The sequence below is a fragment of the Chelativorans sp. AA-79 genome (assembly GCF_029457495.1).
Lineage (GTDB): Bacteria > Pseudomonadota > Alphaproteobacteria > Rhizobiales > Rhizobiaceae > Chelativorans.
This window is the reverse complement of record NZ_CP120361.1, coordinates 4,329,916-4,344,522: the sequence shown is the minus strand read 5'-3', so window position 1 is coordinate 4,344,522 and position 14,607 is coordinate 4,329,916. Positions and strand designations below refer to the sequence as shown.

At 61.8% G+C, this 14,607-nt stretch carries 14 protein-coding genes; 5 read left to right on the top strand and 9 right to left on the bottom strand.

What is annotated here, in order from left to right:
• Positions 1 to 4 precede the first annotated feature (4 nt).
• A complete protein-coding gene (locus PVE73_RS21275) occupies positions 5 to 973 on the top strand; it encodes a U32 family peptidase (protein WP_277364154.1) in 969 nt (322 codons plus the stop codon).
• Positions 974 to 1,289: 316 nt separating this feature from the next.
• Here PVE73_RS21275 and PVE73_RS21270 read toward each other — a convergent pair whose 3' ends face one another.
• A complete protein-coding gene (locus PVE73_RS21270) occupies positions 1,290 to 2,522 on the bottom strand; it encodes an NnrS family protein (RefSeq protein ID WP_277364153.1) in 1,233 nt (410 codons plus the stop codon).
• Positions 2,523 to 2,677: 155 nt separating this feature from the next.
• Between PVE73_RS21270 and PVE73_RS21265 the strand changes: the two genes are divergently transcribed.
• On the top strand, positions 2,678 to 4,069 hold the full coding sequence (locus tag PVE73_RS21265) for an MFS transporter (protein ID WP_277364152.1): 1,392 nt from the start codon (positions 2,678 to 2,680) through the stop codon (positions 4,067 to 4,069).
• Positions 4,070 to 4,459: 390 nt separating this feature from the next.
• Here the strand turns inward: PVE73_RS21265 and PVE73_RS21260 are convergent, their stop codons facing one another.
• From PVE73_RS21260 to PVE73_RS21235, 6 genes are all read right to left on the bottom strand, one after another.
• Positions 4,460 to 6,370, bottom strand: coding sequence for a VWA domain-containing protein (locus PVE73_RS21260; RefSeq protein WP_277364151.1), 1,911 nt, complete (start codon positions 6,368 to 6,370; stop codon positions 4,460 to 4,462).
• 6 nt (positions 6,371 to 6,376) lie between these two features.
• Positions 6,377 to 7,189, bottom strand: a complete 813-nt coding sequence (locus PVE73_RS21255; RefSeq protein WP_277367543.1) for a CbbQ/NirQ/NorQ/GpvN family protein — start codon at positions 7,187 to 7,189, stop codon at positions 6,377 to 6,379.
• 70 nt (positions 7,190 to 7,259) lie between these two features.
• Positions 7,260 to 8,606, bottom strand: coding sequence for a cbb3-type cytochrome c oxidase subunit I (locus tag PVE73_RS21250; protein ID WP_277364150.1), 1,347 nt, complete (start codon positions 8,604 to 8,606; stop codon positions 7,260 to 7,262).
• A gap of 14 nt (positions 8,607 to 8,620) precedes the next feature.
• A complete protein-coding gene (locus tag PVE73_RS21245) occupies positions 8,621 to 9,073 on the bottom strand; it encodes a cytochrome c (protein ID WP_277364149.1) in 453 nt (150 codons plus the stop codon).
• A gap of 145 nt (positions 9,074 to 9,218) precedes the next feature.
• Positions 9,219 to 9,485: a cytochrome C oxidase subunit IV family protein gene (locus PVE73_RS21240; RefSeq protein ID WP_277364148.1), complete on the bottom strand. Its 267-nt coding sequence runs from the start codon at positions 9,483 to 9,485 to the stop codon at positions 9,219 to 9,221.
• Between the two features lie 7 nt (positions 9,486 to 9,492).
• Positions 9,493 to 9,999 carry a cytochrome c oxidase subunit 3 gene (locus tag PVE73_RS21235; RefSeq protein ID WP_277367542.1) on the bottom strand — a complete coding sequence of 169 codons (507 nt, stop codon included), beginning with the start codon at positions 9,997 to 9,999 and terminating at the stop codon, positions 9,493 to 9,495.
• Positions 10,000 to 10,234: 235 nt separating this feature from the next.
• Between PVE73_RS21235 and PVE73_RS21230 the strand changes: the two genes are divergently transcribed.
• Entirely contained in the window at positions 10,235 to 10,390 is a 156-nt protein-coding gene (locus PVE73_RS21230; RefSeq protein ID WP_277364147.1) for a hypothetical protein, read from the top strand.
• 70 nt (positions 10,391 to 10,460) lie between these two features.
• The gene (locus tag PVE73_RS21225) at positions 10,461 to 10,688 is read left to right on the top strand and encodes a DUF1858 domain-containing protein (protein WP_277364146.1); all 228 of its coding nucleotides are present in this window, start codon (positions 10,461 to 10,463) and stop codon (positions 10,686 to 10,688) included.
• A gap of 70 nt (positions 10,689 to 10,758) precedes the next feature.
• Here PVE73_RS21225 and PVE73_RS21220 read toward each other — a convergent pair whose 3' ends face one another.
• Entirely contained in the window at positions 10,759 to 11,448 is a 690-nt protein-coding gene (locus tag PVE73_RS21220) for a Crp/Fnr family transcriptional regulator (protein ID WP_277367541.1), read from the bottom strand.
• A gap of 338 nt (positions 11,449 to 11,786) precedes the next feature.
• Here PVE73_RS21220 and PVE73_RS21215 point away from each other — a divergent pair, with 338 nt between their 5' ends.
• A complete protein-coding gene (locus tag PVE73_RS21215) occupies positions 11,787 to 13,160 on the top strand; it encodes an anaerobic sulfatase maturase (RefSeq protein WP_346772383.1) in 1,374 nt (457 codons plus the stop codon).
• A gap of 33 nt (positions 13,161 to 13,193) precedes the next feature.
• Here PVE73_RS21215 and hemN read toward each other — a convergent pair whose 3' ends face one another.
• Positions 13,194 to 14,549 (bottom strand): oxygen-independent coproporphyrinogen III oxidase, encoded by a 1,356-nt coding sequence (hemN, locus tag PVE73_RS21210; RefSeq protein WP_277364145.1) that lies wholly within the window; start codon positions 14,547 to 14,549, stop codon positions 13,194 to 13,196.
• Positions 14,550 to 14,607: the final 58 nt, after the last annotated feature.

The following is a 14,607-nucleotide window of genomic DNA, read 5'->3' as shown; positions in this document are numbered from 1 at the left end:
CCACATGACAGAACGCCCCACAATTACCCTTGGCCCGCTGCTCTTCAACTGGACGGCCGACCAATGGAGCGACTACTATGCCCGCATCGCCGACGAGGCGCCGGTCGATCGCGTCTGTCTCGGCGAGGTGGTCTGCTCCAAGCGGATGCCCTTCTATGTCGACAGGATACCCGACGCCATCGAGCGGCTTCACAGGGCCGGTAAGCAGGTCATCCTTTCCTCGCTGGCCCTGGTTACATTGAAGCGCGAGCGACAGATGTGCGCCGATCTGGTCGCAAGCGGCGATCTGGAGATCGAGGTCAACGACCTGACCATACTCGCCCATCTGCCCAGGGGCCGGCCCTTCGTAATCGGCCCGCTGGTCAACGTCTACAACGAAGGTACACTCGACTATCTCGCAAAACGAGGCGCGAGCCGGCTGTGTCTCCCACCCGAGCTGCCGATGTCTTCCATCGAGACGCTTGCCGGGGCGGCGGCGTCTTGTGGTGTCGCGCCGGAGGTGTGGGCATTCGGTCGCGTACCGCTTGCCATCTCCGGACGCTGCTACCACGCGCGCGTCCACGGCCTGACCAAGGATAATTGCCGGTTCGTCTGTGGCGAGGACCCGGACGGGCTGAAGGTGGAAACGCTCGACGGTGAGGATTTCCTCGCCATCAACGGCGTGCAGACACTTTCCTTCACTCATTGCAATCTCCTGGGTGACCTCGATCGCCTGTGCGCAGTCGGCGTTACGTCGTTCCGCCTGTCGCCGCACAGCGGTGACATGGTGGCCGTCACAGAGCTCTTTCGGCGCGTGCTGGACGGGAATCTCGAAGGCGCGGAGGCAGTCAGCCGATTGGCAATGATGATGCCCGAGGCGACCTTCGCAAACGGATTTCTGGCGGGTGCCTGCGGTGCCGATTTTGCTTCGGCGCAAAGCGGGGAAGCGCTTGCCGGTGCACGCTGCCAAGCAACCGCAGGGAGGAGTCCATGAACGGTTTCTTTTCGGGTCTCGAGCTTCGCGGCAACAACCTCCGCGAGATGATGGAGCGTTGCGAGGTTGATATAGAAAGGCTGGCGCACGACCGTTGCGGCTTGACCGTGGAGGCGGTTGCTCGTGCATGCTTCTTTTGCCGACAAGGGGAAGCATGTCGGCAGTGGATTGAGACCGCTGATCGGATACGCGTAAATAGGCCGCCGTCCTTCTGCCCCAATGCCGGCCATTTTGCAGCGTGTGCGACCAATAAGGCTGCACGGCGCCATACCGAGCGGCATGCGGATCAAGGGAGGCACCGGGATCGTCAAGGCTGCTAAGTCTGATTACGCACCAGCATCAAAGCATGTTCGATCATGAACAGTAAGAAGCCGGCCATCCATGCGATCGCTGCGGCCGTGACGAGCAAGAGCTCGATCGGAGGAAGCATACCCGCCCCAATCCGGAGAAGCGCCGCGAGAACAACGGCCACATAGCTCCCCGTCGTCAGAGCTGAAGCGGTGAACGGCCGCCCCGTATGCCCGCGCGATGCCCGTGTCATCACACCGAGCATCATCGTGCCGATTGCGCCGGTCGTCCAGGCATGGAGTGCAGCAGTTGGTGGGACCACATCGGGAAAGATCATGGAAGCGCTCACAAGCAAAAAGCCGAGAGCGACAAACGCATAGCCGAGATGCAGAATCAGAACGAGCGGTTCGCGCCACGTGGACAGCCCCCTCCATCGGCTCATGCGCAGCAACTGCAGAACGCCCGCCAGAGCCAGCAGCAAGGTCGTTGCCATGCCGTGGGTTCGCAAAACCCACAGGAGCAGGCCCGCTCCCGCTACGACAAGCGCTGCCTCGTCAAAGCGGCCGAACGGCGGCGGAAGTCGATCCGCTCCCCGGGCAAGCATCCACTGATGCGTGAAATTCTGTGCCATGCGGCCCCCGATCAGCATCATGAGACCGATCAGCGCCGCAATGCCGAGGCGGGTCGACTGGTCCCGAGCGCCACCGATCAGGGACTCGTAGTGAAAACCGATATTGGCCGCGGCGAACAAGCCAAGAAGCGCAACGGTCTTCAGATTTCGCCAATTGCGGGCAGCGACGACATCCCGCGCGGCCAGCCATGTGAGTACGGGAAGAAAGGCGCCGTCGACTGCGGCGACGGCTAATGGACCGAACGCATAGAGAGCAAGGACGGCCGCACGCCCAGCGCACCATAACGCAAAGAGAGCCGCAAGCCGGATACCGGTGAGCGGCGGACGTCCCGTCCAATTTGGGATCGCTGTCAGCAGGAAACCGGCCACCGCCGCGCCACAAAAGCCAAACAAGGTTTCGTGGACGTGCCATGCTACGGGTCCGTAACCTTCCGCAAATACCCAGCCAATGCCGACTCCGATCCATGGCGCAAGCGACAGGATGGCCCACACGCTCGCACCAAGGAAGAACGGCCGGAAACCATAGCTGAGCAGCGCCATTGAACGACTGGGCGCGTCTTTCGCCGCCGATGCTTGAGCAGCGGGCAAGAAAGCGGAGACGCGCGGGCAGCGCTCGCGGAAATCGGGCATGGCAAGCAGGTGTGGTTGACAGGTTGACTACAGCACCATCTTTGCTCTCGCTTGATCCACTGACTTTGTCGCAGCGCAAACCGGCAGTCAGCGAATTGGGTTACCAATCCCCTCAACCGTGGTTGAGGAGGAACTCCAGCAGCAGTTCAAGGGGCATGCACCGCCATAAATGGCTGGCCATCGCCGGATTGGGTTGCGGTAGCAGCCGGGGGGATCGTTGGCGCTTATTACTGCGCAGGAAAGGCAATTGTACCGCAGAAGAGGGAGGAATCGCGATATCGGAAAGCTCTGACATCGGTGGGGTGCCAAGACTCGCGATTACACCGGTCGCCGCGCTGCTCGTGAGCGTCAGCCTCCTTGTTCTGGGCAATGGGCTGCAAGGCACGCTCCTCGTGGTACGCGCGGGCCTCGAAGGCTTTCGCAGCGAGATGATAGGCGCGATGATGTCGTGCTATTTCGCTGGATATGCCTTGGGCGCGTTGCTGTTACCCCGCCTGGTGGCCTCGGCCGGGCACATCCGCGCCTTCGCTGGTTTCGCATCCATAGGCTCGGCGGTCGTCCTGCTTCACCTTCTTCTGCCCGACGCTTGGGTATGGATATTGCTCCGTGCGCTTGCTGGCTTTGTCTATGCCGGGATGATTCTGGTAACGGAGAGTTGGCTCAACGCCCATGCTGTAGCGTCCACGCGCGGGCGGCTCCTCTCCCTTTACGGCATGTTCACGATGGGCATCTGGGCGTTGGGTCAGGGGCTCCTCAACCTGGCGCCGCCAGCGGGGATGACATTGTTCCTCCTCGTTTCCATTTTGATTTCTTTCGCCCTCGTACCGATCACCTTGTTGCCAAGCCGGCCGCCGATGATTCCACGCGAGGCGCAATTGGGACTACACCGCCTCATCAGGATCTCGCCCTTGGGTACGCTCGGCGCATTTCTCTCCGGTCTGGCGCTCAGCGCGTTTTGGGGCATGGGCCCGAACTTTGCGCAGAAAGTGGGGCTCGACACTGCAGGCATCTCCACCTTCATGGCGGCAGTCCTGATCGGTGCCCTGGTCCTGCAGTGGCCATTGGGGTGGCTCTCCGACCGGTTTCCGCGTCGGCTGGTGATTGCCTTCGCTTCCTTGGGCTCTGCGCTCGCGGGGGCGGGTTTTGTGTTTGCCGTCGACGCCAAGCTGCCGGCGCTGCTCTCTCTCGGCTTCCTCTTCGGCGGCTTTGGAATACCACTCTATACGCTATGCGTGGCGCACGCCAACGATCGACTGCAAGCCGGGGACGCGCTCGCGGCTGCGCGCGGCTTGCTCCTGCTCAACGGCCTTGGAGCAGCCCTTGGGCCCCTTTTTGCCAGCATTGCGATGAACAGGCTCGGGCCGTCGGGCTTGTTCGTCTATGCCTCCGCTCTCCTGGCGGTCTTGGCATTGATCGCGCTGTTCAGGCGCATTCGCGGTCGGGAGGAGACCGCAGCAGTTCCATCGCCGCTACCATGCACTCCGCAGATCACCATGGCCCTCGACACTCGCATCGAGGATTATCGGGATAAGGCCACAGCCGATTGACATCTCGCGTTCCCCTCAACGCGATCGGCGGACGCACTCGCGAAAGAAGCTGGCGTTTGGGCAAAGGTCTGGCGGGTTCTGTAAGCCCTCGGAGTTTTTCAGCCAATTCTGGCATTCGCGATTTAACAGACAGCGCAAGCAGATGTCTCGCGCCTGTGCCATCGCCGCGCCACCGGATTTACGGGCTGCCACAATCGGGTCGACCCCCGTGCGCTTCATCATCAGGTCAAACTGAGCGAACTGTTGCCATACCCTGCGAGTTTGTGACCAATGCTGTTCAAAAGGGTCGCACAATTGCCTCCTCCTGCAACACGGGAGCTTAGCCCACCGAAACTATCAGGATATCTACGGAGGTCTTGTCGATACCTCAATGTGGCCTGTGGACGCGGCTTACCGCGCCAACTGCCGGTAGATCGCCGGAAGCGCCGAGGGCAGCCGCCCGATACGCCCGACGATCGCAAAGCCGCCGCGGCCGAAAAGCGCAGGGAAATAGCTCTGCGCTTCGCAGTCGACGGTGACGCCGAAGACCCCGATCCCCAGTCGCCGCGCCTCGCTGACCGCGCGACGTGTGTCCTCGATGCCGAACCGGCCTTCGTAGTGGTCGACATCGTTCGGCTTGCCGTCCGTCAGCACGATGAGGAGACGCTTGCGGTTCGGCTGGCCGGCAAGCTGCGCCGCCGCATGGCGCAGGGCGGCGCCGATGCGCGTGTAGTAGCCGGGTTTGAGCGCAGCGATGCGACGCTCGACCGTCGTGCCCATCGGCTCGTCGAAATCCTTTACCGTTTCGACGCGCACCCATGAGCGGCGACGGGATGTGAAAGTGAGGATGGCGCTGTGGTCGCCGCAGGCGGCAAGGCCGTGAGCCAGAGTCAGCAGCGCCTCCTTTTCCACGTCAAGCACGCGATGGCCGTCCACCCAGGCATCGGTCGAAAGCGACACGTCGACGAGCAGTGCCACCGCCAGATCGTGGCGCAGCGGACGGCTTGCATGATAGACCCTGTCCGAGCCGGCGCCGCCGGCGCGGATTTCGCTCATGGAGCGCACCAGCGCATCCATATCGATCTCCTCGCCGTCGGTCTGGGCGCGCAAAATCTGGTGTCGTGGACGCAGCACCTCGAATTGCCGGCGCACGCGTCGGATGCGCCGGAGGGCGGCGGGATCGGGCGACCATGTCTCGCCGTGTTCGCGCGCTGTTGCCGTCAGCACGCGGCAGTGGTCGGGCAGATAGGCGCGGCGCGTATAGTCCCATTCGGGATAGGTGAGAAGGCCGGTAAGTCGCGCTGTATCGACGGCCTCGGGCGGCAGGTCGAGGTCGAATTTCAGCCGCGCCGCCGGCCGCCCGGGCTGGCGGCGGGAGACGGTGAGGTCCTCGATGTCGTCGGCCGCCTTCTGCGCTTCGTCGTCCTCATCGTCGTCGGACGGACGGTTGACGTTCACCATCTCGGCCAGGGTGAGCATCTTCTCGAAGCGGTTGAGCACGAAAGGATCCCGTCTTCGCGGCTGATCTGCCTCGCGGCGGTGGGCGAGGCGTTTGCGCAGGTCGATGACCGGCGCCGACGGGCCAGCGCGGGTCGGCTCGTCCTCGCTGCAGGGCGCCACCGGACGCCGGTGGGCGGCATCCACCCACAGCGGAACGGGTAGGAAGGGCTGGTAGCCGAACGGCGCAGCAAGTCGCCCCAGATGCATGGCGTCGACCATTTCGTCGAGTTCGCCTGCTTCCAGGCCGCCCAGGAGAGCCGCAACGATGCGCTCGATCCCTTGCTCGGTTGCCGGCAGCTTGCGGGCCGGCCGGGCAGCGAGGAGGGCGGAGGCGAGTTCGCGATAGCCGGAGCCAAGGCCGGGATGGGCAGCCAGAACACGGGTCGTCGTCTCCCTTGCCTTGAGAAGCGCTGCCAGGTCGCGGAACAAGGGGTCAGTCTCTTCAACGGGGGTGAGTGGAACGTCCACCGAGTAGGCTCCCAGCCAGAAATAGAGCATTCGGTTAAGTCGACGCGACGGGAAGAGGTCGATCCTCGTCGGCAGGAAGAGGGACCTCGGATCGCGGCGCGGCTGCTCCAGCCGCTCCTCTGTCATGCCGATGCGCTGGCGCAGGTTGAGGCGGTGGCGGAACGAGCGTCCGGCGCTTGCCGCCAGTTGCACGCCGGCTTCGCCACCCATGCCGCGGAAGAAGACGCCGAGTGCCCCGCGCATCTCCTCCAGCGTAACCCCGTGCTCAGGATAGCGAGGATAGCTCGCCGCATCGCCCACCAGACGGTGCCAGGCGCGGCCGACGGTCTCCTCGAGTTCCAGAAAATCCAGCATGGTGCCTCAGCCGAACGTGGCCCGGGCGATTTCCGTGAGTGCCTCCCGGACATCCGGCTCGTCCGTTAGCGGTTCGATCATGGCCGCTCTCACCGCTTCCTCGATCCCGAGTCCCTCGGCGATGAGCGTTGCGCAGTAGATGACGAGGCGCGTCGAGACGCCTTCTTCGAGGTCCTGCCCCTTCAATGCACGCAGGCGCTGCGCGAGAAGCACGAGCGGGCGCACCTCCTCCTCGGCAAGGCCGCTCTCGGCGGCGACGACGGCGACCTCGTGGTCGAGCGGCAGAAAATCGAAGCCGATCGCCACGAAGCGCTGGCGCGTCGAGGGTTTGAGCGACTTGAGCAGATTTTGGTACCCGGGATTGTAGGAGACGACCAGCATGAAGCCGTCGGGCGCTTTGATCTCCTCGCCCGTCCGCTCAAGCGGAAGGATACGCCGGTCGTCGGTCAGCGGATGAAGGACAACGGCCACGTCCTTGCGCGCTTCCACGACCTCGTCGAGATAGCAGATGCCGCCCTCGCGCGCGGCCCGCGTCAGCGGTCCGTCCACCCAAACCGTTTCGCCACCCTTCAGCAGATAACGGCCGGTAAGGTCGGCGGCGGCAAGATCGTCATGGCAAGAGACCGTTGTAAGCGGAAGGCCGAGCTGCGCCGCCATGTGCGCGACGAAGCGCGTCTTGCCGCAGCCTGTCGGCCCCTTCAAGAGCACGGGCAGCCGCCGCCTCCAGGCATGTTCGAAGAGCGCGCACTCATTGCCGGCGGGAACATAGTACGGAATATCGGACGTGGGGTGGGGTACGGCTTTCAGCGCGCTCTGCATCATCGCTGGGTCCTTCGTCACTGGCAGGGTCGGGAGAAGCGGGGCGACAGCGCGCGCGCCGCCTGATTTTCTATTCGGCCGGTTGCATGGTGCCTTCCTGCTGCGTATTCGCCGCGCGGCCGGGAACGAGAAGCGCCCAGACGAACATCAGCACCGCCACCAGAACGGTGACGCCGGAGCCGAGGCGGATCCAGTAGAACAGGGCAAGCTGGTCCTGGACCTCCATGTAGCTCTCGCCGAGCACGCGCTGGAGATGCACCTGGACGACGCCGGCGAAGGTGAGCGCGAAGGTCATCACCATCATGGCCGTGCACATGATCCAGCAGCTCGCCATGGAAAGCCACTGATTGTAGGGCGCGCGGCGCTTGAGCTCCGGCCAGGCGTAGGCCATCACTGCGAGGTTCAGCATCACATAGGCGCCGAAGAAGGCGAGGTGGCCGTGGGCGGCGGTCACCTGCGTGCCGTGGGTGTAGTAGTTCACCGACGAGAGCGTGTGCAGGAAGCCCCAGACGCCGGCGCCGAGGAAGGCCATGATCGAGCAGCCGACGGACCAGAGAAGCGCCGCCCGGTTGGGATGGCGGCGGCCGGCCTTCCAGGTCATCGTCACCGTAAAGGCGACCATGGCGAAGAAGGGGGCGACCTCCAGCGTCGAGAAAAGCGAGCCGATCCATTGCCAGTAGCCGGGCGCGCCGATCCAGTAATAGTGGTGGCCGGTACCTAGGATGCCTGAGAAAAGCGCCAGGCCGACAATGACATAAAGCCACTTCTCGACCACTTCCCGGTCGATGCCGTTGAGCTTGATCATGAGGAAAGCGAGGATCGATGCCATGATCAGCTCCCACACGCCTTCCACCCAGAGGTGGATGACGTACCACCAGTACATCTTGTCGAGCGCGAGATTGGCCGGATTGTAGAAGGCGAAGAGGAAGAAGAGCGCGAGCCCCCACAGGCCGAACAGGAGGATGTTGGTGACCGTGGTCTTCCGCCCCTTGAGCGCGGTCATCGTCACGTTGAAGAGGAACATCAGCACCACGACGACGATGCCGACCTTGATGGCGAAGGGCTGCTCGAGAAACTCGCGCCCTTCGTGGATACGGAAGAGATAGCCCACAACCGCAATCGCCGCGGCGACGAAGAACAGCCAGAACTGCAAGACGGCGAGCTTCGGGCTGTAAAGCTCGGTTTCCGTCTCCTCCGGCAGGAGGTAATAGGTGGCGCCCATGAAGCCCATCAGCAGCCACACGACCAGCGCGTTGGTGTGGATCATGCGCACGATGTTGAAGGGCAGAAGCTCGGAAAGCGTGTTGGGCAGAACGTAGATGGTTCCGGCCACCACGCCGAACGTCACCTGGGCCAGGAACAGGGCAAGCGCGCCGTAGAAATAGAGAAGCGCTATCCGTTGGGTCTTGTATCGCATGTTTCGCTCCTCGTTCATCCGGCGTCGTTGGGGGGCCAGTTCTGGGTCTTGATGCGGCTCGTCCACTCCAGGAAGTCCGCAAGGTCCGACATCTCCTGGTCCGTCAGATTGAACTGCGGCATCTGGCGGCGGCCTTCGATCCCTGAAGGCTGAGACTCCATCCAGGCCTTGAGTATCTCGCGTGCGGTTTCAGGATCCGCGTCGCCGCCCCAGCGAATCCAGAGATTGCCGAGTTCCGGCGCGAAATAGGCGCCCTCGCCGAGCAGCGTATGGCAGTTGATGCAGGAGTTCTTCTCCCAGACGTGCTTGCCGCGCGCGACCGACGCAGTGAGGCCAGCTTTGTCTGTGGAGGTTTCCACCATGTAGAAGTGACTGTGGGCGGTGAGGCCCACGAATATGATGAAGAAGAATAGCGAGCCGCCGTAGAAGACGTTTCTCGCCGCAGATTTGGTGAGGCTTTCCGCCATTGCGATCCTCTCCGAAGATGAGATTGAGGCTGCCGCAGCCCCGCCGGGAGGGGCGGGTCATGGAGCTTGATGAAGGCGTCGGCAAGCTAGTCGCGACATCTCTTCCGCTCTTTGTTCTGGAACAACCAGCCACCGGAAAGTGCGATCAATGCATCCAGAGGATTGGCCAAAGAGGCGTGATCCACGCTGTCGCGGCAATGAGCCCGAGCCACCACGCAAAGACTGCGCGCCAGGAACGCGGGACATGCCGCAATTCCATGAAGTCGAGCAGGATGAGTCGCGCTTTGCCGATTCCGAGCAGGAGAACGGCGGCGTTAGCCGCGAGTGCAGGCCACGCGATGTGGCTGCCCAACAGGCTCAGCAGGCTCAGGACGACGAGGATGCCCCAGCTGCGCGCGAGATCGAACGGCATCACCACCTCATCCCACCAGATAGATCAGCGGGTACATGACGACCCAGACGAGGTCCACCATATGCCAGAAGGCCGCACCGGTTCGTAGGGCTTCGACGGTGCCCGAAAAGGCGACGACGCCGAGGATGACAATGCCGAGCAGCACATGCAGCAGGTGAAACCCCGTGATGAGAAAATAGAGCGTAAAAAACGTATCGGTCTCCAGGCCGATGCCCGCCTCGACCTTCGCCGCGTACTCGAAGAGCTTCACTGCCACGAAGACCAAACCGAAAAAGATAGCGCCGACAAGAGCAAAACTCGAGGTTGATCCGCGGCCGTCCACCCGCGCGCGCACCGCCCAGGCGGCAAGCCAGCCGCTTGTTACGAGCACGACCGTATTGAAGCCGCCGACGAAAGGATCAAGCGTGGCCTGCCCGGCGGCGAAGAGCGCCGGAAGCGCCGCCCGCGCTACGGAGAAGGCGACCAGCATAACGCCGAAAGCGACCAGTTCACTGAAAATCAGGACCCACATCATCGGATGTCCGGGCAAATCCGACAGCGCGCTCCACTCTCCGTGCGCTGCGCCAGCATGCTCCGGGCTTTTCAGGTTGTCTTCGATGTTGGCCACGGTTCTTGCACTGCTCGCTGATTCCAGTCGCGTCCCATTGAACCCAACAAACAGGTCTCTTCATTGTCGTGGCGCAAACAGTTTCGGTTCATTTCGGGCTATAATACCTCCTGTCTAGTGACACAGGAGGAGCATACGTCACGTGAGCGATGCACAGATCGGATTGGCGGTGGCAACGCCGCTCATCATCCTCTTTGCACTGGTCTTGCACCGGATGGGCGCGTTGCGTCCGAGCGCGACCGTCACGGCGGTCCTCCTGTCGGTCGCGATCGCGACGGCCCTTTTCCTTACCCAGTAGGCAGCCGTGTCCATTCGGACCGGAAGTCGCCCCAGGGTAACTACGGAGTCGACAGGCTGGAAGAACCACGATGCCCATGACGCCTGATCACTATGTCGATGATGTCATGCGCCGCTGGCCGGAAACGATCCGCGTCTTTCTCAATTACAGGATGCACTGTGTCGGCTGTCCTATCGGCCGCTTTCACACGCTGGCTGATGCTTGCCGCGAGCATGGCATCGACCTCGATCACTTCCTTGCCGACCTTCGGGTGGTGATTCGGACAAACATGGAGCATGGCGGCATCGATGGGAATTGATCCGACCATGCGGGCATTCCGGGTCGAGACGCTAGCGCGCCAGGTTCAGAGACGCTTCTCGTTACCCGAACTACCGCCTCGCCAGATCGAACAGCTTGTGAGGCTCGCGGAGCACGATACGCAGACGCCCGATTTCAACGAGGCCTCGTTCCGCCCAGCTACCGAGAATGCGGCTCACCGTCGGGATCGTGGTTCCCGTCATCTCCGCGATGTCCTGGCGGGTTACGGGGAAGTCGATCAGGATCCCGTCTTTTGTACGGCGACCCGCATGCATCGACAGCCGCACCAGCGCATGCGCCATGCGGCGTTCGACGTCTTCCGTCGAAAGCTCCCTGACCCGCGCATGAAGCTCCTGCAGGTGCCGGGCGACCATATGCAAGGCATTCATCGTGAGCGCCGGATGATGCTCCGTCATGTCGTCCCACAACGCGGAGTTCCATGCCAAAGCCGTGCTCTCCAGCACCGCCATCGCCGTGCCCGGATAGTCCGTGCGGCGCAATGCCTTGGCGACACCGAACAGTTCGCCCGGATTAACGATGCGGACGACAATCTGGTGGCCTTCCTCAGTCACCTGCACGACCTTCAGTCGGCCTTGGAGCAGCAGATAGAAGTGACGAGCTGCATCCCCTTGCCGGAATACAGCTTGGCCTTGTTGAACCCGGCGCACTCGGGCCGGGCGCAGGATGTTCTCCAACTCCGACTCGCTCATCGCCTCGAACAATCCGAACCCACGAAGCAAGGCGCGGTCGAGGCCGGGCAGGACATCGTCGCGGATATGTTGATGCGCCATAGGTTCACTCCAGCCCAGTCGATCCAATGTTGCAGCCGTCATCGGCACAAGCGGCTTTTTTCATCGCCGTATGGGGCACATCGCTCCGCGCTTTCTCGAAATCGTCAACTGTTGCAAGGCGCCCAGCCATTTGCCGGTTGCGGAACATGGGACATTTTCCAAGTTGTCATGGGACATGGTCATTACCGCCGAATATGGATAAAGATATATTTTTACTATATCTTTATCCTGTCGCAGAGTTCAAGCGCTCTCGGAAGGACAATACGCGTCGTTTTGTCCAAGTTCGCATGTGAAAAGGTCGGCACATCATGTTCAGCCAACGAGGCAGGCAGATCTCATTGCCAGGAAGCCCTCCCCATCCGCCGATGCCGTTTCACGTCATGGTCAAGCCCGGAGGTCCGCGCTGCAATCTTGACTGCCGGTATTGCTACTATCTCGAGAAGGAACGGCTTTATCCGGATACACGAAAATTCCGGATGAGCGACGATGTGCTCGAGATCTTCATAAGGGACTACATAGCCTCCCAGAACCGGCTGGACATGCCGGAGATCTGGTTTTCATGGCAGGGCGGCGAGCCGACGCTGCTGGGTATCGAGTTCTTTCGGAAAGTCGTGGACCTCGAAGAGAGGTATTGTCCGAAAGGGAAAGTCGTCCGGAACGCGATACAGACGAACGGCACCTTGCTGGATGAGGACTGGGCGGCCTTCTTCAAGGCGAATGACTTTCTCGTCGGTATCAGCATCGACGGCCCGCGGGAGCAGCATGACCGCTACAGGGTCGATCGCCGCGATATGCCGACATTCGACAAGGTCGTCGCCGCCCTTGAACTCCTGCGTGACCAGAAGGTGGAATTCAACACCTTGACGGTCGTGCACCGGCAGAACGCGCGCCGGCCGAAGGAGGTGTACCGCTTTCTCAAAGACATGGGCGTCGAGTTCATGCAGTTCATTCCGCTGGTCGAGCGGGCGGCGGAAGGCGGAATGCTCGCCGGTCCGCCGGAGCAGGACGACGGCGCGGCAAGGGCACGGGTAACGCCCTGGAGCGTGCTGCCGAAAGCCTACGGCGAATTTCTTTGCGGCGTCTTCGACGAATGGATCGCGCAAGATGTCGGGCGTATCTTCGTGCAGCTCTTCGACGTGCAATTGGGCCTATGGATGGGCGGACCATCCAGCCTCTGCATCTTTGCCGAGACCTGCGGCCAGCAAATGGCCCTGGAGCACAATGGTGATCTCTATGCCTGCGACCACTATGTCTACCCGCAGCATCTGCTCGGCAACATCGCTAAGACGCCACTCGACGTACTTGCCGCATCTCCCGGGCAGCGCCGGTTCGGCGACGACAAGCGGGACACCCTGCCGAGCTGCTGCCTGACGTGCAAATACCGCTTCGCCTGCAATGGCGGCTGTCCCAAGCACCGCTTTCTCGAGTCGCCCGACGGCGAGCCAAACCTCAATTATTTCTGCGCATCCTACAGGCGTTTCTTCGATCATGCCGGCCCATATCTGCTGACAATGGCGAATCTGGTACGCCAGGGTCAACCCGCCGCTCACGTGATGGAGATGCGGCGAAACCGATATTTACCTGGCAAATCCATTGGTAGTCAGGCAGGTCGAAACGAGCCCTGCCCCTGCGGGAGCGGCCGGAAATTCAAGAAGTGCTGCGGACGTGAAGCAGGCCGATAAGCCACATCTGGAGTAGCCACGTTCGGCTGCCGTTCACACGGCACGACTGTAGGGTCTGTTTGACGACCCGAGATAAGCGTCGAAGGCCGATGCGACGCTGCGCACCAGAATGGAAGCCTCTTCAGAGACGGAAATGATGGGTCCGTCGATCTCCACGAGCCCCTCGGCGACCAGATCGCACAACCGCTGATTCGCGTGCAGCAAGACGTCGGGTCGCACGGCGTGCTTCCGGCACACTTCGTCCACATCGACGCGAAAGTCGCACATGAGGCGTTCGATGACTTCGGCCCGAAGGCGATCGTCGGCTGTCAGGGCGTATCCCTTCGATGTCGCGAGCTCGCCTCTGGCGATACGCTCGGCATAGCGGGGCAGTGCGACTTCGTTCTGCACGTAGCCTTGGGAGAGTCGCCCGATCGCAGATGCCCCGAAGCCGATCAAAACGTCGCCTGGATCGGTGGTGTAGCCTTGAAAATTCCGACGGAGCCGTCCGCTCGATTGCGCTCGTGTTATGGCATCGTCGGGTAGGGCGAAGTGATCGAAGCCGATCCGCTTGTAGCCCGCTTCCATCAACAGAGCCGCGATTGCTTCCGCTTGCGCGAGGCGACCCGTACTGTCGGCAAGTGTGGCTTCATCGATCTTGCGCTGATGTTTCTTGAACTGTGGAACATGCGCGTAGCCGAACACTGCGAATCGGTCAGGGCGCAGCGCAACACACTGCAGGACTGTCTCCACACACGACACTACGGTTTGGTGCGGCAGCCCATAAATGAGGTCGAAATTCACACCGGAAATACCTGCGTTCCGCAGATCTTCAGTCGCGCGAGCGATCTGGTCGAGATCTTGTACGCGATTGACTGCCCTCTGAACCACAGGATCCAGGCTTTGGACACCGAGGCTTGCTCGCGTAACGCCGGCTGCGCTGAGGGCCGAGACCGTTGTGTCGCTCAGCGTGCGTGGGTCGATTTCGACGGCGATTTCAGCGTCCGCAGCAAAAGGAAACCTCTTTCTAATGAGTGTGACGAGTTCGACGAACGATCCCGGCGCCATGATCGTCGGGGTACCACCTCCGAAATGGACATGACGTACCGGAAAGATCTGCCCGATGCGATCGGCTACGAGATTGATCTCGCGTGTCAATATCGAGAGGTAGTCGTCAATCGGTGCATCATGCTTGGTAATGGTTGTATGACACCCGCAGTACCAGCACATCGACCGGCAAAATGGAATGTGCACATAGAGCGAGCCGCTGACACCTCCTGGCATGAAGGCGAGCCATCTTCCGTAGGTCTCTTGCGATATCGCATCGGAGAAATGCGGGGCGGTCGGATAGCTTGTATAGCGCGGCAGCCGTTCCTGCTGGAAGCGGGCAGTGGGATCGAAACGCGTCATCTAACTGTCTCGGCTCTGGGTAAAGAAAGTGGGACGCTTCCTGCATCGATTTAGCATC